We start from the raw sequence: 21,444 nt of genomic DNA, 5'->3' as shown, positions 1-21,444 counted from the left end.
GCCCGAACATGCACGAACGTTCGTTCATCTTACGCGACTGTGCTACTCCCGTCAAAGTGCCCTCCGACGGGACCGGCCGGGCTGCGTGATACCCATCCGGTGTCGTGGATCGAGATCGTGCGCCGGGCACCAGACCCGGATCAGGCGGACCGGGTCACCGCACGGGCTGGCGCCCCCTGGTAGCTGACCTCGTCGTCGGTGGCCAGCAACCGGAAGCCCTTGGCCGTCTCGAGCTCCTCGAGGGCATGCGCCGAGAGCCCGGCGGCCCGGGCGACGAAATTGATCGCCCGGATGATGTCCGGCGGCATCCCGATGTCGATCGCCACACAGGCGATGGCGCCGTCGACGTTCATCGGGATGGGCCGGCCCTTGCGCTCGGCGATGACGGCCTCGGCGGCAAGGCCGACAGCCAGGGCATTGCCGTCGACACCCAGCTCGAAGGCGTACTCGATCAGCCGGCGCGCCCGTGGGTCGCCCTCGGGGTGCAGCGGCTGGCCGTAGCCGGGGATCCGCTCGCCGCGCTGGACGTAGTGCTCGACGAACGACTCGGCGGCTTCCCGGGCCTGCGGTGCATCCACGGTCACCGGGCCCTCGAGTCCGGCCATCGCCCGGAGCAACCCGTTGCCCATCTCGATGCCGACGCCGCCCTGGACGTCGCCGAAGGTCAGGATCCCGGCCGCGACCGCCGCCTGCAGCGGACTCCCACAGGAGGCGACGGTCCGGGTGATGGCCGAGGACGGCGTGATCCCGCGATCACACGCCGAGATCATCAGGGCGTTCAGCGCCCGGCCGGCCGCGGGTGACGGCAGCTCCCCCACCGTCAGCAGGTAGAAGACCTCGGCGAAGTCGACGTTCCTGGACAGGTCGGACAACTCGTATCCGCGGATCCGCACCCCCTCGGCGGATGCCTCGGTGATCTTGGTCTGCCAGCGCGGTTGCGTGGTCATCGACCGTGGACTCCCTTCGCGTGGATGGGTCGGGGCGCACGCGGCGGTGCACCCAGGACGAGAATTCGCGCCGGTCAACGGCGTTCGAGCCCGACCGGATCGAGCGCCACCGGGTAGGCGCTCCAGTGCATCGGTCGCGTGTGGGTCGTGGCGGGCACCGGGACCAGGTCGGGATGCGGGCGGACGCCGGCCTGGAACAGTGCGTGCACCATTGCGGGCACCAACCCGTACGGCCGGCCCCGCCGGTTCTCGGCACTGGCCAGGATCCCCGCCGCGACCCGCTGACCCATGCACTGGTGCATCCCGAGGCCGAAGCTCAGTCCGACCGGCCGGGCGCCGTTCGGCGTCGGACGGTAGGGATCGAACCGGTCGGCGTCGGCACCGAAGATGGCCGGGTCGTGGTTCACCTTGGTCGCGTCGATGTGCACGATGGTGCCCACGTCCAGCGTCGAGCCACCGCGGGTGACCACCGGCTCGGTGACCTGCCGCAGGATGTCCGGCGACGGTGGGTACAGCCGCAGCGCCTCGAGCACGAACCGCTGCACCAGGCCTTTGTCGGCGACGAGCCGGTCACGGTCCTCGGGATGGCGCTCCAGCCAGTCGAACGTCAGGTGCATGGTCCGCAGCAACGTCGAGGTCGAGCTGTTGCTCCCGGCCATGACGTAGACGGCGATCTCGTGCAGCACCGTCTCGTCGTCGAGACCGATCCCGTCACCACGGGCCAGCACCGCGGTGAGCACGTCAGCGTTGGTCCTCGGGTCATCGGGACCGTCGTACCCGGCCAGCAGCCGGCGGCGGCGCTCGATCGCCGGCTGCAGGAACTCGATGTCGAAACATCGCAGCGCCTCGGCCGCGTCCCGCCGGACCTCCTCCGGGTCACGGGTGGTGTGAGCGATCACCAGCGCCTCGGAGAAGGCCCCGATGAAGCTCGAGAGTCGCTTGATGTCAGCCGTGTCCGCGACGTCGACGCCAGCCGCGGCGGCCGCCGTGGTGATCATCCATTCCACACCGGTGACGGCCAGGTCGGCCTCACCGTCATCGATCCGCGGCGCGAGGATGATGGGGATGGTCCCCGGGAAGATGTCGTTCTCGAAGGCGCTGATGGCCGCGAGCGAGAACACGGGGGTCTCGAGCTGCCGCCGAGCCCGGTGTTCGTCGCCGTGCAACGTGACCAGGCTCCGGTCCATCAGGTAGGACCCGTCGTAGAGGGCCTGGCGCAGCGACGGTGTCTGCAGCAGCTCGCTGGCCTCGGCCCACGTGTCCACCTCGTGGACCGGCGGTCGCGCCGCGGATGGATCGGTCCGGATCGACGCAGCATCGTTGCTCGTCATCGCTCGTCTCCTCAGCAGAACCGGTGTCGGTCAGATGATGCCGCGGGCACGGAGCTCGGCGAGCTCGGCCGGGGTCCGTCCAGGGAGCTGCAGGAAGACCTCGTCGCTGTGTTCCCCGAGGGAAGGCGGCGGATCCTGCCGCGCGGCGTCATAGTCGGACCACAACAGCGGCGTACGCACCGACCGGACCGGTCCCGCAGCGGGATCCTGCAGTTCGAAGAAGATCTCACGAGCGGCCGCGTGTTCGGCGTCGTCGACCTCGTCGATGGTCTGGATGGAGCCGGCCGGCAGGCCCTGCGCGGCGAAATGGGCCACGACCTCGTCACGGGTCCGCTGCATCGTCCACTGCTCGGCCTCCACCTTGATCAGGTCGTGGAAGCGCTGCGCCCGTTGCAGGGTCGTGGCCAGCCGTGGATCGGTCACCAGATCGTCCCGGCCGATCGCTGCGCAGAACCGTTGCCACATCGCGTCGGTCGGAATCACGACCGAGACGGCCCCGTCCTTGGCCCCGATGATGCCCAGCGGCGAGTACAGGTCGACACCGGGCTTGGGCACGTACCCGGTGAGGGCGTGCAGCAGCAGCGGGCGCTCGACGAGCGAGACCATGGTGTCGTACATCGCCTGGTCGATGAACGTCCCGTGCCCGCTCGTCGCCCGGCCGACCAGCGCGAAGCCGATGGCCAGTGCGCCGAACACCCCTGTGTAGATGTCGGCCATCGCCGCGGACCCGAGCGTCGGCTCCCCGCCGGGCTGGCCCACCACCGAGGCGAAGCCCGACATCGCCTGCACGGTGGCATCGAAGGCCCGCAGGTCGGTGTACGGACCGGCGTGGGTGTCCATCCGCCCGTACCCGCTGATCGCGCAGTAGATCAGGCCGGGGTTGGAGGTGCGAAGGTCGTCGTATGCGATGCCGTACTTCTTCATGGCACCGGGATGCAGATTCTCGATGATGACGTCGGCGGTGTCGGCCAGGTCCCGGAACAGCTGCACGCCCTCGGATTCGGCCAGATTGAGGGTGACGCTCTTCTTGTTGCGGTTGTACCCGATGAAGCCGCCGCTGGTGGTGCGGCCGTCCTTGACGTAGAGCGGGTCGTAGTGGCGGCGAGGATCGCCGACCCCGACCCGTTCGACCTTGATCACCTCGGCGCCCTGGTCGGCCAGCACCATCGCACAGTAGGGCGCGGCGATGTACTGCCCGACTTCGAGCACCCGGATCCCGGTCAGTGGTCGTGCCATGAATGACTCCCGTGGGTGGACATGATCAGTCCTCGTCGGAACTGCGGATGGGGCTCGAGGTCAATGCGCCGCCGTTGACGAAGATCGTCTGACCGGAGACGTAGGAGGCGTCCGAGCTGGCCAGGAACGCCACCACGGCCGCCAGTTCGGACGGTCGGCCGACCCGGCGGAGCGGCGTCCTGGCAGCGACCGCGCGGTGTTGCTCGTCAGGATCGCGCCCGTTGCCGGACGCGATGGTGTCGGTCATGGGCGTGGCGAAGAATCCGGGACCGACCGCATTGACCCGGATGCGTTGCGGGCCGAGTTCGATCGCCAACGTGGCGGTGAGGCCCATGACGCCTGCCTTGGCCGCAGCGTAGTTGGCCTGACCAGCGCTGCCCAGAGCGGACCGACTGGCGATGTTGACGATGGAGCCACCGCCGAGCTCGATCATGCCGGGCACGAACGCGCGGGACAGGTAGAACATCGCGGTCAGGTTGACCTGCACCACCGCATCCCAGGCTTGGTCGGTCAGCTCGAGCAACGGTGCGTCGCGCAGGATTCCGGCGTTGTTGACCAGGACGTCGATGGGGCCGCCATCGCGGAGCACCCGGTCGCGGAGGTCGGCGACCGCGGTCGGGTCGGACACGTCGCAGGTCAGCGCGACGGCGTTGCCGCCGGTCCCGACGATGCGCTCGCGGGTGTGCGCGCCGGCCGCGCAGTCGCGATCGACGACCAGGACCTGCGCGCCCTCCGCGGCCAGCCGCTCGGAGATCGCCGCGCCCAACCCACTCCCGGCCCCGGTGACCAGGGCCCGTCGCCCGCGGAACCGCGTCGCCTGCACCGGCTGGTGATCGATGGCGACAGTCATCGCGTGTGCAGCTCCTGACGGATCCGCTCGAGCACCGCCGGGTCCTCGATGGTGGGCGGGACGTCGACCGCCGCCCCGTCATGCAGGTCCCGCAGCACCTTCCGCAGGATCTTCCCCGATCGGGTCTTGGGCAACGCCTGATGCACGGTGGTGGTCCGGAAGGACGCGACCGGCCCGATGCGGTCGCGCACCAGCGCGACCAGCTCCGTCCGCAGTTGTTCACGGTCGACGGCCGGCTCCGAACGGATCGTGATGAATCCGTGCGGCAGCTGCCCCTTGAGCTCGTCGTGCACGCCGACCACCGCGGCTTCGACGACAGCAGGATGCCCGGTCAACACCGCTTCGATCGCTCCGGTCGAGAGTCGGTGGCCGGCAACGTTGATCACGTCGTCGGTCCGACCCATGACCTGCAGGTAGCCGTCTTCGTCCACGAACCCTCCGTCGCCCGTGGCGTAGTACCCCTCGAAGGCGCTCAGGTAGGACGAGCGGAACCGGTGCTCGTCGCCCCACACGGTGAGCAGGCAACCCGGTGGGAGCGGGAGCTTGAGGCAGATGGCACCCTCCTGCCCGGGACCGACCTCCCGCCCGTCGGTGTCCAGGATCCGGACGTCGAACCCCGGGACGGGCACCGTCGGTGATCCCGGCTTGATCGGCATCGGCGCCAGTCCACGCAGGTTCGCGGCGATCGGCCACCCGGTCTCGGTCTGCCACCAGTTGTCCACGACCGGGACGCCCAGCACCTGCCCCGCCCACTCGTAGGTCGCGGGGTCGAGTCGCTCGCCCGCCAGGAACAACGTCTGCAGACTGTCCAGTCGGGCGACGGCCGCCCCGCTGCCGTCGGGGTCCTCCTTGCGGATCGCCCTGATCGCGGTGGGGGCGGTGAACAGTGCCTTCACGGCGTGCCGCTCGACGACGCGCCAGAACTGCGCGGCGTCCGGAGTACCGACGGGCTTGCCCTCGTAGAGCACCGTGGTGGCGCCGGTCAGCAACGGCGCGTAGACGATGAACGAGTGGCCCACCACCCAGCCGATGTCCGAGGCCGCCCACATCACCTCGCCCGGCCCGACGTCGAAGATGTTCGGCAGCGCCCAGGTCATGGCCACCGCGTGACCGCCGTTGTCCCGCACGATGCCCTTGGGCTTCGCGGTGGTCCCGGAGGTGTACAGGACGTACAGCGGGTCGGTCGCGGCCAGCTCGACGCACTCGGCCGGCTGGTCCGCACCCAGGGCCAGGAAGTCGTGCCAGTCCAGGTCCCGGGCCGGGTCCAGCGCCGCGGTCTGCATCGGCCGCTGCAGCACCACACACCGAGGTGGGACGGCGGTACTCATCGCGACGGCGGCGTCGAGCAGCGGCTTGTACGGCACGATCCGGGTCGGTTCGACACCACAGGACGCCGACAGCACCAGCGTCGGCGCGGCATCGTCGATCCGGGCCGCGAGCTCGTTCGCCGCGAAGCCACCGAAGACCACCGAGTGGACCGCGCCGATGCGGGCGCAGGCCAACATGGCCACGACCGCCTCGGGCACCATCGGCATGTAGATGAGGACGGTGTCACCCCGGGCCACGCCGAGCCGACGCATCGCACCGGCACAGACCGACACGGCCCGCAGCAGGTCCGAGTAGGTCATGGTGGTCGAGGTCTCGGTGACCGGGCTCTCGTGGATGATCGCCGGCCGGTCGCCGTGGCCGTCGCGGACGTGACGGTCGACCGCGTTGAAGCAGGTGTTCAGCGTGCCGTCGGGGAACCACCGGTGCAACGGCGCCTGTGAGGCGTCCAGGGCGACGGTCGGTGGCTGGATCCAGTCCACGGCGCGCGCGGCGTCGAGCCAGTAGCCCTCCGGGTCCTCGGTGACCCGGAGGCGCGCCCGCAAGTACGGGTCATCCGCGGTGTCGGTGGGCATGTCTGCTCACCTCCCCTCGAGCGGTAGGCCGAGGATGCTGGCCCCGCCGTCAACGGCCAGCACGGTCCCGGTGATGTAGCTGGCGCGATCGCCGACGAGATAGCAGACGGCGTCGGCGACCTCGTCAGGCCGGCCGTAGCGGTCCATCGGGACCCGGGCCCGCACGGTGGCCTCGGACTGCAGACCCAGCGCACGGGCCCGCTGGGCCAGTTCCGTGTCGATGAACCCGGGCGCCACGGCGTTGACGCGCACGCCGTCCGCGGCCCACTCGACGGCCAGGTGCCGCACCAGGGAGTTGACTCCGCCTTTGGCTGCCCCGTACGCGGTGCGGTTGGCCAGTGCCATGCTGCCCGAGTACGACGACACGGCGACCACGCTGAGGGGGCCGTCGCGGTGCTCGTACGCGACCCGGGCGCTGCGCATCACCGCGGTGAGGTCGACGGCGAGCACCGCATCCCAGTCGTCGTCCGAGAGCGTGGCGATCGGGCCAGGCCGGTTCATCCCGGCGTTGGCCACCATCCCAGCCAGACGGGCACCGGACTGCTGGGCCGTGCGGACCGCGCGACGCAGGTCGTCGGTGGACGTGACGTCGCCGATGACGGTCGTCACGCCCGGGACCGGCCGGTCGGCCCGGGTCAGGTCGAGCGAGACGACGTGGTAGCCGGCGGTGACCAGCGCCGCCGCGGTCGCAGCCCCGATGCCGCGACCACCACCGGTGACCACGACGGCCTGCCCCTGTGGGGACACGGGTTCAGAGGGCATGAGCACTCCCGGCATGTCCGAGGTAGGCGGCCATCACTTCGGGGCGGGACAGGTCCCGGGGCTCGACGGTGAGCTTGATACCGCCGCCGTCCAGCAGCTTGACCGATGAGCACACGTCCTCCAGCAGTCCGCGGTTCTGCTCCATGAGCAGCAGACCGACGCCACTGTCCCGGATGGAGCCCAACACCCGGGCCAGCACGTCGATCGCCACGGGAGCCAGGCCCAGCGACGGTTCATCGCACACGATGATCCGCGGTGACTGCACCAGGGCGCGGGCGATCGCCAGCATCTGCTGTTCGCCGCCGCTGAGGCTGGCGGCGAGGTCGGCCTCCTTGGTCCGCAGCACCGGGAAGTGCTCGGTGACCGCGTCGAAAGCGGCCGGGGTGAGCCGCTGGCCGACGCCGTACGCGGCGACGACCAGGTTCTCCCGCACGGTGAGCTGCCCGAAGACCTGACGACCTTCGGGCACCAGCGCGATGCCCAGGCCGGCCCGCGCGCGGGACGACAGCGGGGCGATGTCCGCACCGCCGAAGGTCACCCGGCCGGCTTGGGGCCGGAGCTGCCCGGCGATGGTCAGCGCCAGGCAACTCTTGCCGGCGCCGTTGCGACCGATGACCCCGACGGCCTGGCCGGGTTCGACGTGCAGGTCGATGTCCTCGAGGACGGCGACGTCGGAGAGGTACCCGGTGGCGACGGACGTCAGGTCCAGCGCCGCGTCACGGGGTGGCGTCATGGGTGCTCCTTGTCCCGAGGTAGGCCACCTTGACCGCCTCGTCGGCGAGGACGGTCTGGGTCGGCCCGTTGGCGATGAGACGTCCAGCACTGAGGACGGCGAGCTCGCTGCACAGCGAGGCCACCAGTCCGACGTCGTGCTCCACCAGGCACAGGGTGAGGGTGGGCCGGTGCCGTCGGATCTCCTTGAGCGCGGCCACCAGGTCGACCCGTTCCCGGGCGCTCAGCCCGGCCGCAGGCTCGTCGAGCAGGAGCAGCGACGGCGCCGACATCAGGGCCCTGGCCACCTCAGCCAACTTCTGCACCCCGTAGGGCGCCTCCGAGGGCAGGTGCTCGGCGTACTCGTCACATCCGAGGCGCCGCAACCACTCTGCGCCGGAATCGCTTGCCGGCGGCGACGGCGCCTCCGCTGTGGGGCGGTGCGCTGCGCCGACCATGACGTTCTCCAGGATCGTCAGGCTGGCGGCCAGCTGCGGGTGCTGGAACGTGCGGCTGAGTCCCTGCCGGATGCGGTGCCGGGCCCGGACTGCCTGCAGATCGTGGCCGTTCATCACGACCGATCCCGCGCGGGGTCGGTACAGGCCGGACAAGACGTTGAGCATCGTGCTCTTGCCGGAGCCGTTCGGGCCGATGAGGCCGAGCCAGACCCCTTCACCGATCGAGAAGCTGACCTGCGCCAAGGCGTCGACGCCCGAGAAGGTCATGGTGAGGTCACGGACCTCGAGTCCGGTGGTCACGATGCAGCCCTCCGACGTCTGATCAACTCGGTCATCTTGGGCGCGGCCCGCTCGATCCATTCGGCCAGACCCCGGCCCCCGGCCAGCAGCGCGATCAGCAGGATGGCGCCGAAGATGATGCCCGTGGCCGCCGGTGGCACGACGGACTGCAGCTCGACCGGGAGCAGTCCGACGAACAGACCGCCCAACAGGGCACCCCAGACACTGCGCGGCCCGGCGATGACACCCCCCACCAGGATCCACACCCCCAGCATGAAGCTGAACCCTGTGGGTCCGATGAATCCCACGGCCAAGGCGTACAGCACTCCGGCGATGCCCCCCAGCGTTCCGGCCCAGGTCCACACGACCACCTTCACGGTCCGGTGGCTGATGCCGGTCGTGGTTCCGGCGAGCTCCGCCTCGCCCACCACCAGTGCGGTCGTGCCCGGACGAGCGTTGAACAGGTAGAGCGAGAGCGCGCCGAGCAAGACGAAGATCACGACCACCGTAGTCAACATGTCCCAGGTCGACCCGGACAGCTCGAGCCCGAACGGCGCGAAGTCGTACGGAGCGGACGTACCCTCGTCGCCCCCGGTGATGTCCTTGAGGTAGATCGCCAGGGTCGGGATCGCGTAGGCCAGCGCGAAGGTGGCCAGCGCGGTGAAGATGCCCCGCAGCCGGGTGGTCGGGATGGCGATGACCGCCGAGACCAGCGCGGTCAGCAGCACCGCCGTCACCGCCGCCAGCGCCGGGTTCATCCCCTGGGCCGAGAACCAGCAGAACCCGTAGGCACCCAGGGCCATCGTGACGCCGCCGCTGAGGTTCATCTCGCCCAGCAGACCCAGGACGGCATTGTTGCCCAGGATGGCGATCGCGTAGATGACACTGAGGATCACCGCGTACCGCACTGACGGCGCCGACGCGAACCCGAACGCCAGGACGGCGACGGCCACCACCGCCAACGTGAGCAGGCGGGCCGGCACCCGGCCGCGGCCGGTCGACGCTGCGGCTCGCGCACTGAGCCGGCGACGCGGGCGCCGGGCCGACTCCTGCGTCTCCACATCCTTCTGGAGCGTCATCACACCCTCACCAGGCGACGGCGACCGAACAGGCCGTTCGGTCGGATCAGCAGAACGAGCAGCATCGCCGCCCACAGCACGGTGGGCACCAGGTTCGGATCGACGTAGGCGCTGGTCAGGTTGGACAGCACACCGATGCTGACGCCCGCCACCAGAGCCCCGAAGATGCTGTCGAACCCGCCGATGACGATGGCGCAGAAGCCGAACACCAGCAGCGTGTTCACGCTGACCGGGGACAGCGACAGGATCGGCGCCACGAACAGGCCGAGCACCCCGGACAGCGACCCGGCCACGATCCAGCCCACCAGCTTGAGCCGCTTGTCCGGCACGCCGAGGATCTGTCCGGCGAACCGGTTGTCGTTGACCGCCCGCATCGCGATCCCGATCCGGGACCGCCGGAAGAAGAATCCCAGTCCGATGAAGATGGCGGCACTGGCCAGCATCCCGACGATGTCGGACCAGCCGAGGCGGACGCCCGCGAAGTCGAACGCGGCCGCCGAGCTCACCTCCGGGAACGCCCGCGGATCGCCGCCAACGGTGACGTTGAGGATCCCACCGATGATGAGCCCGACACCGATGGTCGACAGTGCCGCCGGCAAGTGCCCGTGACGTTCCAGGGGGATGGTGATCAACCCACCGACGAGCCCGCCGAGCACAGTGCTCACCAGGATGACGGTGACGGCAGTGAGACCGTATCCCCCGCCCGCCTTGTACGCGGCCAGGCCGACGAAGAGGCCGACCGCAGCGATGTCCCCCTGGGCGAAACTGATGTATCCGGACGTCCGGAAGATGACCACGAGTCCCGCGCCCGAGAGCGCGTAGACGATTCCGACGACGACACCCAAGACGATGCTCGCCTGGAGCAGGTCCACGATCGTCCCCTCCTTCCTCGTTTCAGATCCTGTGCCGGTGATCGGTCACTCGGGCAGCGGGCTGTAGTCCTGGTCGGTCTCGAACTTGCCGTCCACCAGGGCGAGGATCTGGGCGGAGCGGGCGCCTTCGTGCCCATCCGTGGTCCAGTTGATGCCCTTGATGTAGTCGTTGTCGATCGACATGTTGTTCATGACCTTCTGGATGTCCTCGGAGCTGGGGACATCGCCGCCCGCCTCGTCCACCGCGGCCTGCAGCACGGTCAAGCACACCTCGCCGATCGTGTATCCGGCGATCGTTGCGCCCGAGGAGGTCTCGACCTCGGGGAAGTACTTGTTCAGCGTTGCGACGTAGTCCTGGCCCACCGCAGACTCGGGACTGATGTACGGGGTGGCGAAGAACGCCCGCCCGTCCAGGGCGCCGCCGGTGAGGTCCAGCAGCGTCTGGTTCTGCGAGGCGTAGGACAGACCCCACTTCGGCTGGTAACCGATCTTCTCGGCCGCGTTGATCAGCTGGCCCGCGACGTTGGCCTGGGCACCCGGCATGATCACGAAGTCCGCATTCGTGCCCTTGAGCTGGATGGCCTGAGCGCTGAAGTCGGTCGCCGAGACATCGAACTTGACTTCACCGGCCGGCTGCGCACCGACCTCGGAGAGCGCCTTCTTCGCTCCCTCCAGGGCTGAGGTGCCCAGGATGTCCTCGCTGTAGGCGATCGCGATGTTCTTGGTGCCCAGCTCGTCCATCGCGTAGTCGGCCAGCAGCCCACCGAGTCCGTCGAACGGCGAACTCACCAGGTAGGAGTACTCACCGGCGAGTGTCGGCGCGCCGGCGTTGACGATCGACGGAACCTTCCGCGCCGCCAGGTAGTCCTTGACCGCGCCGAACGGCACGGAACCCTGTGGGCCACACATCATCGCGACGTTGTCCGACTCGACCAGCTCGCGGGTGACGCCCGGAGTCTTGGCCGGATCGTACTGGTCATCCTTGACGATGAACTCGAGTTTGTGACCGTTGATCCCGCCGGCGTCGTTCAGTTTCCTGATCGCCGCCTCAGTGGCCTTGACGCCCGACGAGGAGGAGACGGCCGGACCGGAGAGCGGCGAGAAGGCACCCAACTTGATGGTGCCGCCTCCGGAGCCCTGGTCACCGCCACCGTCGGCGGTCCCGCCGCCACAGGCGGCGAGGGTGGTGGCCACCAGTGCGGCGCACAGCGTGATGCGAAGTGACCGTGTCGACATAACTCTCCTTTGAGTGGGGTGTCGGCGACGACAGCTCACGAATTCCTCGCGAGCGGGCAACTGCAGTGGTTCATGGTGAGCAGCGGAACGAGAGCGCTGACGCGCCCTCGGGGGTGAGGAGCGGCCGTACTGACGGAGTCATCGGCACCTCGTGGATCAGCGACCCAGCCAGTTCGGTGCACGGCGCTCACGGAAGGCCCTGGGCCCTTCTTGCGCGTCATGACTGTGATAGATCGGCTCGAAGATGGCGTCCGCAGCGTCTTCGGCCGCGGCCTCCCCCATCTCGTACGCGAGCTTGACGACCTGGAGGTGTCCCTTGACGGTGAGCGGCGCGTTGGCACAGATCACCGACGCCATCTCTCGCGCGACCTCGAGGGCGCAGCCCGGCTCGGCCAGGCGGTTGACCAAGCCAAGGTCGTACGCCCGTTGCGCCGAGATCGGCTCGGCCAGAGTGAGCAGCTCGACGTACACCCGCCTGGGCAGCATCGACGCCAGCCGGACCGACCACGGCGCACCGCGACCCACTTTCGCCTCCGCGATGCAGAAGCTGGCATTGGTCGACGCGACGCACAGGTCAGCCATCTGGGCGAGCAGGAAGCCGCCGGCGTAGGCCGCACCGTTCACTGCTGCGATCACCGGCTTGCTCAGGTGCACATTCCGTCCGAGCCGTGGCGTGAAGTCCCGCGGCGGGACCGTGAGGTTCAGCTCAGCCATCTCCTTGAGATCTGCACCCGCTGAGAACGCCCGGTCACCCGCACCAGTCACGATGACGACCCGACAGTCGTCGTCCGACTCCGCTTCTCTGAAGGCGTCGAACAAGCCGGTCCTGACCTCGCCATTGAGCGCGTTCCGGCTCTCCGGCCGGTTGATCGTCAGTTCGAGGACAGCTCCGCGACGCTCGACCAGCAGGGCAGTCACGACACTTCCACCTGCTCACGCGAAGAGTCGCCCGCCTCGATCCGTCCATGGCTACGATCGGCGATCACTGACGGTACGTGCGCCACCCGGGCCCGGAAGTACTCGCCGAGACCCTTGGCCTGCGCGTCGAACCGGAGAGTGGCTGACACTCCGCGTCCCAGGAAGTCGTAGACGACGAAGTTCAGCGCACGCAGATTCGGGAATTCGTGACGCGCGACCCTGTGCTGACCCACCTCGGGCAGCAGTGCCGCCAAACGCTCCGTGGTCAGCCAGTCCGCGAGCCATCGGTAGGTCTCATCGTCCTGCGCCCAGACGCCGAGGTTGGCGATGCCCGCCTTGTCGCCGCTGCGAGCACCCAGCAGGTTCCCGAGCTGGATCGGTCGAGAGGGTTCCTCGGGCTTCGTGCGCGCGGGGGAAGGGACGCGAGAGCTCGTGTCGCGGGCGGGCTGTGCAGCGGCGTCGAGGGTCCATGCCGCCCACGGGACCGAAACCTGCTCCCCGTCACCGAGATCGACGGTGATGTCCACCGACTCCTTGCTGATGAGGCACGGCCATTGGATCCCCACCTGACGAGGCCCGGTCGGTGGTGAGGTGAAGTACAGCCCGGGGACGCTCGAGATTCCCAGCTCGACGATCCTGTCGGAGAACTGCTCACGGCCCACGCGCTCACTGTTCGAGTCACGGGCCGCGACCACCAGCCAGGACGTGGCACGGCCGTAGCTGTCCGGATCGAACCGCTCACCACCGATCACCGAGATGTCGAACTCGTCGAACTCCGAGACCTCACCGAGCTGGACCCTGAGCTGATCGGTGATCCACGCGATCTTCTCGCCTTCGTTCGGACCCGTCAGCCCGAGCGTCATCTGGTTGCGATAGCCGCCATGGTAGGACAACGACAACTTCGTCCACGGAGTCGGCGGCAGACCGCGGACACCGAACATCCTGACGCGATCATTGCCGAGATCGTCGAGCTGGACCGAGGTCAGGTCGACGACAACATCCGGATTGTGGTACTCGCTGGAGGTCACCTCGTAGACCATCTGAGCGGTCACGGTGTCGCGGTTGACCACGCCGCCGGTCTCCGCCACCTTGGTGATGACCGAAGAACCGTCTGCGGAGATCTCGGCGATCGGCATGCCCGGTACGCCGAGCTTGCCTTCCCGGTCGAAGAAGCAGTAGTTGCCTCCGGTCACCTGGGCGCCACACTCGATCGCATGGCCCACTGCAACTGCGCCGGCCAAGGCGTCGTAGTCGTCCGTCGACCACTCGAAGTGGGCCATGGCCGGGCCGAGCACCAGCGCCGCATCGGTGACGCGACCGGTCACCACGATCTGAGCGCCGCCGCGCAAGGCGGCGACGATACCGCCGGCGCCGAGATAGGCATTGGCCGTGATCACCTGGTCGATGGCAACCGGCAATCCTTCGCCCGTGTCGAGGTTCACCAGTCGTTCACCGGAGTCCGCCAACCGGGAGAGCTCGTTCTTGATGTTGTCGCCGTAGACTGCAGCCACCTTCATCTCGACACCGGCATTCGCGCACAGGACCCGGATCGCGTCGGCACAGCCGACAGGGTCCAGACCACCGGCATTGGTGACGACGCGAACGCCGTTGGCGTGGATCCACTGCAGGTTCTTCTGCAGCTCCTCGACGAAACCGGTTGCGTAGCCGGGTTTCCCGCGGGCCATGTTCTTGCCGAGCACCAGCATGGTGAGTTCGGCCAGGTAGTCGGCGATCAGGAAGTCGGTGGACTCCCGCTCGAACGTACTGAGCGCACCGCGCCGATCGCCGTAGTAGCCGCCGAACGCGCCGATGCGTAACGGAGTGCCAGTCACTTGACTCCTCGTCTGGATCATCGATCCGGCCTGCAACCCGTCGTCAACGGTGGGGCGGTCGGGAAATTCACGGTTGGGACAGAGCACTGTGCCCGGGTCGGGCATCAGGGCCGGTGGATGTTCTTGGGCACGCGACATCATCGCAAGAGCAGTGACTCTCGTCGGTCGCGTCTCCCCGGGGGAGGGAGCGCACGCCTGCGGACGGTCGTCAGTCGGTGGTGGTCTGGTGGAGCCTCAGCGAGATCGCCCTGGTGGGGCAGAGTTCCTCGGCGGCGATCGCCGCGTCGGTGGCTTCCTGACCGTCGACCGAGGCCGGCGCGACGGCGAGACCTGAGTCCTCGTCGACGTGGAAGATGCCGCCAGCGACGCGTTCGCAGTAGCCCAGACCCTGGCACATGGTCGTGTCGACGTCGATGTCGGCGGCGCGATAGGTGGCCATGATCAGACCTTCCGGAACAGGACGGGGACCGAGGAGTAGGCGTCCTCGACCGAGTTGCGGTTGCGCTGCGGCGCACGGTCGGGGTCGAGCTCGATCCCCCGCTCGTACAGGGCGCGCAAGATCTTGACCATGGTGCCGTCAGTCGCCTGCTCGGGATCCACCTTGTTGGCCAAGCCCGTGACCAGCGGCCGACCGATGCACATGTGCACACCGTTGCCGAAGTTCAGCCCCCAGGGCTGGGTGCCTCGCGGCAGTTCCCGGTTGATGTCGAACACGTCCGCGTCGTCACCGAACTTCTTGGTGTCCAGGTTCGAGTGGGTGAAGAACAAGCAGACCTCCTCACCGGAGGCGATCACCCGGCCGCTCTTGAGGGTCACCTCCTGCACGGCCTTGCGGGACAGCGCAGGCGCGGGCAGGTGCAAGCGCAGCGACTCGGTGGCGATGCGCCGGAGGAACTCCGCGTCCCCCAGCCGCGCCCGGTCCTCCGGGTGCGCGACCAGCCACTCCTCCAGGTGCACGAAGGCGTGCGGCAACGCCTGGGTGGTGGTGGCGCTCGCCGCTACCAGGGCGAGCACGCACTCCCGCCAGATGTAGTCCTCCCCGAAGCCCTTCTCGTCCTCGTGCAGCGCGAGCAGCATCAACAGGTCCGTCGGGCCGTCGGCGACCTGACGCTCACCGGACCGGATCGCGGCGGCCAGTGCCCGCCGCCGCTCCAGAGCCGGACGCAGGAACTCGGCGACGCACTCGTCGAGCGTGCGGATCCCATCGGCCAGGACCACCTCGTGGGGGCGGTTGGACCACTCCACCGCCGAGGCCTCGGCCAGGATCGCCACCTGCGCGCGGAACCGCTCGGTCTTCTCCTCGGTGTCGACGCCGTCAACCCCGGTGACCAGGGCGGTGATCCGGGTCAGCATCGCCCGGACCAGCGGCACGAGGTCCGTCCGGACGATGCCGTCGTCGTCCTGGAACGCCTTGAGATCGTTCATGAGTCGTTCGATCGGCGGCATCAGCGCCTCGGACTCCAGGAACTGCAGGGCGCCTCGCGAGAACAGCGTCGAGATCATCGCGCGGCGTTCCATGTGCTCAGCACCGTCAGTCAGCAGCAGAACGTCACCGTAGACGGGAGCGCTCTCCTTGTGGGAGTTCTGGATGAAGTGCGGGGAACGCAGCACCTCCATGACCTCGTCGTAGTCCTCGATACGGGTCTGGTCGGCATAGGGCGGAGCTTCGAACCGGAGCAAGGTCGTCTCCTCAGGACGGCGGTCGTCGGCTGGCGGCGGTCACAGACTCCGCAGGATGATCGGCATGGACTCGTACGTGTCGTGGACGGAGTGCGTCTGTCGGCGGGGCGGACGGTCCGGGTCGAAGCTGAAACCGGCGGCGTAGATCGCCTTGACGATCTTCACCATGGTGCCCTCGGTGCTCATCGACTCGTCAGCGTTGTTGACCTGACCGGTGACCAGCGGGCGACCCAGGCACATGTGGATGCCACTGCCGAAGTTCAGTCCCCACGGCTGGGTCCCCTTGGGGATCTCCCGGCTCAGGTCGAATCGCTCGGCGTCGACCCCGAACTTCTGCTCGTCCCGGTTGGCCGACGTGAAGAACAACGCCACCTGCTCGCCGGCGGCGATGGTGCGTCCCGACCTGAGTACGACGTCCTGGGTGGCGATCCGGGTCAGCGCCGGCGCGGGCTGGTGCAGCCGCAGACTCTCGGCGACCGCTCGCCGGACGAAAGCAGACTCGGTGACACGGGCCCGGTCCTCCGGATGGTCCTGGAACCATTCCTCAAGGTGCATCAGGACGTGGGGCAGCGCGTGAGTGGTCGTCTGAGACGCCGCCACCAGAGCGAGAATGGCCTCTCGCCAGAGGTAGTCGCCGTCCAGGTCCGACCACTGGTCGGCGTGCAGGGCCAGCAGGGTGAGCAGGTCGGTCGGCAGATCGGACCGCTCGCCCTCCCCGCGCTGGACCGCGTCGACGAGCACCTGGCGTCGCTGCATCGACGGCCGCAGGAACTCGTCGATGATCCTGCCCTTGGCGTCCACACCCTCGGCCACGACCTCGTCGTGGTCCCGCAATGACCACTCCACCGACGCGGCCACCCCGAGCCTGGCCACGTAGTCCTGGAAGACGGCCGTCCGCTCCGGGGTGTCGACACCGTCCACACCGACCACCAGCGCGGTGATCCGGGTCAGCATCGCCCGCGCCAACGGCACGAAGTCCAGGCGGACGATCCCGTCGGCGTCCCGGGACGGGACGAGGTCCTGCATCAGCTGCGAGATCACGGGCAGCAACGCGTCGCTCTCATAGACCTGCAAGGCAGCGCGCGAGAAGAGCGCCGAGATGAGACCTCGGCGACGCAGGTGAGCCTCGCCATCCGTGAGCAGCAGCGAGTCACCGAAGAACACCAGACTCTCGCCGTGGGAACCCTGGCGGAAGCCGGGGGAACGCAGGATCTCGTCGACGTCGGCGTAGTCGTCGAACCGCTGGAGTCCGGCGTAGGGCGGAGCTTCGAACCGAGTTGCCATGAGCTCTCCGTTGAGTCGGCGGGCGCTTCCGAGCGCCGGTGTGGCGGCTTAGATGAGCGATCGATCGTTCACTTTAGGGAGTGGTCGCGAGCTCGTCAATCCCCGCGGCTCGAAGACTTGACCCGCGAACTGGCCCTGTTTGGGCTCGATGGGCCGACACGGTCGGCGGGTCGAAGTTTCGACAGCATGTCGAATGTGGACGATCGTTCGTTCTGGTAGGCAACCATTCACGCCGACGGACCTGCCGATCGGGAACGACTCGAGCCGGACGGAGGGTTCCCGGCCCGGCGGACATCCCGACGCTCGGAGAACCGGCAGTGACGGTCGCGGGCCAGACAACGCCCCTCCCTCATCGCGGATGATGGTCGGACGACTGACTCACGCTGCCGGTGTTCGCGGACAGCTTGCCGCGCGTCCGACCGCTCCGCACGTCGAGTTCGAGTGGCCACGTCGGCCGACGCGCGGCTTCCAGCCGGGCCCTGCCGGCATCGTGACCCGGTCAAGCCCGCTGACGTGGTGTGTGGCGGTCGCCGCGCGATCTTCGGTCCGGGTGTGGCGCCGGGATGGTGGTGTGGGTGACCACCTCCTGGCCGATGTCGGTGGTGTCGCCGACAGGCGGCAGCGGGCCGGGACCTCCACGCCGACGGAGCGGGCCTGGAGGTCCACTCGTCGTGTCGTTCGGCCAGGACTGCGCCGATCAGGCGGATCACAGCGTTCCGGTCGGGGAAGATGCTGACGACGTCGGTGCGGCGGCGGGTCTCGCGATCGAGCCGCTCCCTGGGGTTGTGGACCAGATCTGTCGCCATTCCCTCTGGTCGCCCACGGGCGTGCACGTTCACGACGCGGCCGCCCTCGCGGACCGTGAGCACCAGGGCGTTGGTAGCGACGAACGTGCACGGGCCGGCATCCAGCAGGCGGTGCCGGAAGGCCTCACCTACCCGTCGAGGTCCGTGGCCATCTCGGAGACCTGCAACTTGGGCAGCCGGGTGATCCCGAATCTCTCGACCAGCTCCTCCATCCAGCGGGTGGACACCCCCAGCAGGGAGCAGGTGGCGACCACGCTGGTCAGCCGACTGCGAGCTGGCCACCCGCAGCGGCCGGATGGCTTCCACCCGGCCGTCCGGGACATCGGCGCCGGCAGCGACCCCGCTCACCACCGACCGCGCGGCCCCGAAGGCGTCAATGGGGTCGGACTCACCCCCGGGCACGCCGCGCCCTGCGGTCCGGCAGGTCGACCTCGATCACGCACACCTCCCGGCTGCGCACCCACCTGGCCAGGCCGGCACCGGAGGCGCCGGTGCCCTCCGCGCCCACCTGACGCAGCCAACCGAACCCGCCCAGCCACGCCAGCAACGGCCGCTGGCCCGCAGGCGGAGAGGAAACCCAGCGTCACCCAGCTCGCGTCCGACCTCGTCGATGACGGCGGCTTGGTGGGTCACGAGATGGGTGTCGACGCCACCGGTGACAAGTCGGTTCCCGGAGCCATGCTGGTCATGCCGTTCCTTGCGCTCGCACCGGACAGTTCGGCACGCACCCGCTCCGGCGAGTCGGACGAAACAGTGATGCCGAACAGCGATGAGGCCTCTCGCACAGGCTCCTGTGAGGTCACGAACACCGGCTCGGTCGCGTGCAACGGCTCACCGGCCGGGCCGACGGACCTCCTGGCAGGACAACCTGCGGCGTCTGTCCGAACTCGAGGCAGACCTGGCCGGTGGAACCACTCCGGGAGGACCGTGAGGGCTCTCGACATGATCACGCGACGGCCGACCTTTTCGTCGCCGGCCCCGCTGGTCACCAGGGCCGTCGCACACCACCTTGATGGACGCGACTCGGAGGCCCGAGGGCGGGCCGGAGCGGTTCGACCCCTCGATGTGAGGATGTCTGGATCCTTCGCGGTTGATCGGTCGCTCAGCGTGCTCGCTCCCGGCCGCGAGTACGCCCGTTCGTGCAATTGTCACAACTGGTCCCTCGTGCCGACTGATCCACGTGTCATCATCGCCAGAGGCGCAATGCTCTTGCTGTTCCGCGCACAGCAATCATCAGGTTACGATGCCCCCAGGGGAGGAACGGGCTGAATGGAACTGCCAGCAGGTGCACGAGGCCTGCGCTGGCCTTCCTTCTTTCCGGGAATGACGCGGCAACGGCACTCCGGTCGTGTTCGTCTGGGGTGGGTGACGATTCGCGGCTATGACTGTTGGACGGGGACGATGAAGCTTCGATTGCGGATCGCGTCGGTCTGTGTGGTCGTCCTGTGCGTTTCCTGTTCGGGCCGCACTGCAGAGCAGTCGGTTGACGAAGCATGTGATCTGGCGGGCACGGGGATGGTACAGATCGCCGGGCTGATGGAGGCAGGTCATGTCTTGTTGGCCAGCGGGGACGCCGACGCCGCCGATTATGGGCGTGAGCTGGGGATACAAGCTGAGGCCACCGGCGACCAACTGACCAACGATTCGGTGGGCGATGCATATTCGCCCGTGAAGGAAGCACTCGATCGTGTGGCGAACACCCTGACGGAAGCGGGATCATCACAGGCGCTTGCCGATCAGGCCGCGGCGGCGGATGTCGCCGCAGGAGCGCTCTTGGAACTGTGCGATGAATCTACGACCTGACTACACGCTCTCCGTCGAAGTGATGCTCCGGAGATGAGACCGCCGGGAGGGAAGGCCGTGGCACAGGATGGTCGGTCGGTCCGGGAGTTGTCAGAGTCGGGCGGGAAGTCGATGAACCTGGCAAGATCAATGTTGGCGGTGTTGGTCGCGGTCATGCACCTGAGCGGCACAACGGTCGCGGTACATGCTCAGGAACGGCCGAGTTGCCCTGACAGGATTCTCCCGTACAACGTCGATCCATACATTCACGAATTCACGCCGCCGTTGGCGCCCGGGCAGAGCCTGCAGGTGTCCGGAAAGATGCCCCGCGGAACCCAGGTCGAACTGCGTGTTGGAATGGAACGAGTTCAAAGATCTGTGTTCAATCCGATGTCCTGGAAGTACGACTGGAGGATCAGCGTCGACACCGGTTCCCGGGTCAACAATCTCGAATTCTGCGACGAGAGCGAAGATTCCTACGATCTGAGCACCTACACCTCGGGGAACCACACCGTCTATTACAACAGCAACCGACCCAACCTCACGCGAGTGTGGGTATGGACCAAGGACGATTAGTCCGGTCGGAGCCGACCGGCCCGGCTGGGATCGGTCGGCGATCAGGCAGTGGGTCGGACGGCGGTCTCGACTGGGCGGGACCGGCCGATGGGCCGGCGATGGTGCCGAGGGAGCGCACCGGCTCCGAACGGGAGACCGGAGCGTCCTCAACCGGGGTCGGGAACGAGACGGCGTCCTCACCCTGCCTGCCAGTTGACCCGGGTGAATTCGGACATCGACGTGATGGAGGTCGCCACGTCGGTGCCGGTGGTGTCCAGTGACGCGATCCCGCCGGTGTTGTCGAACGGCTCCACGCTGACCCGGGCCTCGGCGGCGATGACGGTCCGGCCGCCGCGCTCACCTTGGCGCGGATGGTGTTGGTGTTCCCGCGCCGGGCGAAGGTCATCCACACGTCGGCCAGGACCGGCCTGGAGAAGCTGTGCGGGCCCATGCCGATGCACTTGGACGGAGTGAGGAAAGGTCATCGACACCGTCGGTTCGCCGAGCGGCTCGAGCTCGCGCGGCAACACCTCGAGCAGGGACTCGCGGGTCACGGTGTCGTTGACCATCGCGACCATGCCGTTGGTGTAGTCGTACGGGCCTGAGCCGTACAGCGGCGCGAGGAAGGGCAGCCCGCGGAAGCCGGGAGCCGACACGTCACCACTGGGTCGGCGGCCGCTCCCCCGTCGGTCGACTGCGATGCGGGCTCGAGATCAGAAGTGGTGGGCTCGGCGTCAGAAGTGGTGGGGTCGCCACGTGGTGACCTCCGGTCCGCCGGCGGCCTCGTCGCCACCCCGATCCGCACGACCGGTCCGACGCCACCGGACGATGATCAATTGCGTGACGGTCAGGACGGTGGCCAGATGCTCGGCGCCCCCCGCTGGCTGTCACACCCGTCCGGCCCGGTCACAGCGACCCCGCGACC

At 68.4% G+C, this 21,444-nt stretch carries 19 protein-coding genes and 2 pseudogenes; 2 read left to right on the top strand and 19 right to left on the bottom strand.

All coding sequences use genetic code 11. The annotated features are described in order from the left end of the window. Positions 1-140: 140 nt before the first annotated feature. The 18 genes and pseudogenes from JL106_RS00270 to JL106_RS22310 form a co-directional block, all read right to left on the bottom strand. Positions 141-947, bottom strand: coding sequence for a citryl-CoA lyase (locus tag JL106_RS00270; RefSeq protein ID WP_205258667.1), 807 nt, complete (start codon positions 945-947; stop codon positions 141-143). Between the two features lie 74 nt (positions 948-1,021). Beyond that, a complete protein-coding gene (locus JL106_RS00265) occupies positions 1,022-2,278 on the bottom strand; it encodes a cytochrome P450 (RefSeq protein ID WP_205258666.1) in 1,257 nt (418 codons plus the stop codon). 30 nt (positions 2,279-2,308) lie between these two features. Further along, the gene (locus tag JL106_RS00260; RefSeq protein ID WP_205258665.1) at positions 2,309-3,514 is read right to left on the bottom strand and encodes a CaiB/BaiF CoA transferase family protein; all 1,206 of its coding nucleotides are present in this window, start codon (positions 3,512-3,514) and stop codon (positions 2,309-2,311) included. Between the two features lie 25 nt (positions 3,515-3,539). Continuing rightward, on the bottom strand, positions 3,540-4,364 hold the full coding sequence (locus JL106_RS00255) for an SDR family NAD(P)-dependent oxidoreductase (RefSeq protein ID WP_205258664.1): 825 nt from the start codon (positions 4,362-4,364) through the stop codon (positions 3,540-3,542). Further along, on the bottom strand, positions 4,361-6,265 hold the full coding sequence (locus tag JL106_RS00250) for an AMP-binding protein (RefSeq protein WP_205258663.1): 1,905 nt from the start codon (positions 6,263-6,265) through the stop codon (positions 4,361-4,363). Before JL106_RS00250 ends, JL106_RS00255 begins: the two co-directional genes overlap by 4 nt. Positions 6,266-6,271: 6 nt before the next feature. Then, positions 6,272-7,027 carry an SDR family NAD(P)-dependent oxidoreductase gene (locus tag JL106_RS00245; protein WP_205258662.1) on the bottom strand — a complete coding sequence of 252 codons (756 nt, stop codon included), beginning with the start codon at positions 7,025-7,027 and terminating at the stop codon, positions 6,272-6,274. Continuing rightward, positions 7,017-7,760: an ABC transporter ATP-binding protein gene (locus tag JL106_RS00240; RefSeq protein ID WP_205258661.1), complete on the bottom strand. Its 744-nt coding sequence runs from the start codon at positions 7,758-7,760 to the stop codon at positions 7,017-7,019. Before JL106_RS00240 ends, JL106_RS00245 begins: the two co-directional genes overlap by 11 nt. Continuing rightward, positions 7,744-8,496, bottom strand: coding sequence for an ABC transporter ATP-binding protein (locus tag JL106_RS00235; protein WP_205258660.1), 753 nt, complete (start codon positions 8,494-8,496; stop codon positions 7,744-7,746). Before JL106_RS00235 ends, JL106_RS00240 begins: the two co-directional genes overlap by 17 nt. Continuing rightward, positions 8,493-9,554, bottom strand: a complete 1,062-nt coding sequence (locus tag JL106_RS00230; RefSeq protein ID WP_205258659.1) for a branched-chain amino acid ABC transporter permease — start codon at positions 9,552-9,554, stop codon at positions 8,493-8,495. Before JL106_RS00230 ends, JL106_RS00235 begins: the two co-directional genes overlap by 4 nt. Then, positions 9,554-10,426 carry a branched-chain amino acid ABC transporter permease gene (locus JL106_RS00225; RefSeq protein WP_205258658.1) on the bottom strand — a complete coding sequence of 291 codons (873 nt, stop codon included), beginning with the start codon at positions 10,424-10,426 and terminating at the stop codon, positions 9,554-9,556. The genes JL106_RS00230 and JL106_RS00225 overlap by 1 nt, the downstream gene beginning before the upstream one ends. Before the next feature lie 45 nt (positions 10,427-10,471). Then, positions 10,472-11,662 carry an ABC transporter substrate-binding protein gene (locus JL106_RS00220; protein WP_205258657.1) on the bottom strand — a complete coding sequence of 397 codons (1,191 nt, stop codon included), beginning with the start codon at positions 11,660-11,662 and terminating at the stop codon, positions 10,472-10,474. Positions 11,663-11,818: 156 nt separating this feature from the next. Further along, entirely contained in the window at positions 11,819-12,580 is a 762-nt protein-coding gene (locus tag JL106_RS00215) for an enoyl-CoA hydratase/isomerase family protein (protein WP_205258656.1), read from the bottom strand. Then, entirely contained in the window at positions 12,577-14,412 is a 1,836-nt protein-coding gene (locus tag JL106_RS00210) for an acyclic terpene utilization AtuA family protein (protein WP_205258655.1), read from the bottom strand. Before JL106_RS00210 ends, JL106_RS00215 begins: the two co-directional genes overlap by 4 nt. A gap of 208 nt (positions 14,413-14,620) precedes the next feature. Further along, positions 14,621-14,851 (bottom strand): ferredoxin, encoded by a 231-nt coding sequence (locus tag JL106_RS00205; RefSeq protein ID WP_205258654.1) that lies wholly within the window; start codon positions 14,849-14,851, stop codon positions 14,621-14,623. Between the two features lie 2 nt (positions 14,852-14,853). Then, positions 14,854-16,092, bottom strand: coding sequence for a cytochrome P450 (locus tag JL106_RS00200; RefSeq protein ID WP_205258653.1), 1,239 nt, complete (start codon positions 16,090-16,092; stop codon positions 14,854-14,856). Positions 16,093-16,131: 39 nt separating this feature from the next. Further along, complete coding sequence (locus JL106_RS00195; RefSeq protein ID WP_205258652.1) at positions 16,132-17,376, bottom strand: cytochrome P450; 1,245 nt, start codon at positions 17,374-17,376, stop codon at positions 16,132-16,134. Positions 17,377-18,038: 662 nt separating this feature from the next. Further along, positions 18,039-18,161, bottom strand: a pseudogene (locus JL106_RS00190) (transposase); the annotation flags it as partial. A gap of 39 nt (positions 18,162-18,200) precedes the next feature. Further along, a pseudogene (locus JL106_RS22310) lies at positions 18,201-18,457 on the bottom strand (transposase); the annotation flags it as partial. A gap of 1,126 nt (positions 18,458-19,583) precedes the next feature. Between JL106_RS22310 and JL106_RS00180 the strand changes: the two are divergent. After that, on the top strand, positions 19,584-19,985 hold the full coding sequence (locus JL106_RS00180) for a hypothetical protein (RefSeq protein WP_205258651.1): 402 nt from the start codon (positions 19,584-19,586) through the stop codon (positions 19,983-19,985). Between the two features lie 57 nt (positions 19,986-20,042). Then, positions 20,043-20,540: a hypothetical protein gene (locus tag JL106_RS00175; RefSeq protein ID WP_205258650.1), complete on the top strand. Its 498-nt coding sequence runs from the start codon at positions 20,043-20,045 to the stop codon at positions 20,538-20,540. Between the two features lie 176 nt (positions 20,541-20,716). On the opposite strand, the gene JL106_RS00170 is transcribed toward JL106_RS00175, so the two are convergent. Continuing rightward, positions 20,717-21,175 carry a hypothetical protein gene (locus JL106_RS00170; RefSeq protein WP_205258649.1) on the bottom strand — a complete coding sequence of 153 codons (459 nt, stop codon included), beginning with the start codon at positions 21,173-21,175 and terminating at the stop codon, positions 20,717-20,719. Positions 21,176-21,444 lie beyond the last annotated feature (269 nt).

The sequence above is a fragment of the Nakamurella leprariae genome (assembly GCF_016918035.1).
Taxonomy (GTDB): Bacteria; Actinomycetota; Actinomycetes; order Mycobacteriales; family Nakamurellaceae; genus Nakamurella; species Nakamurella leprariae.
Note: the sequence above shows the minus strand (reverse complement) of the source record. Positions and strands in the feature narration are given on the sequence as shown.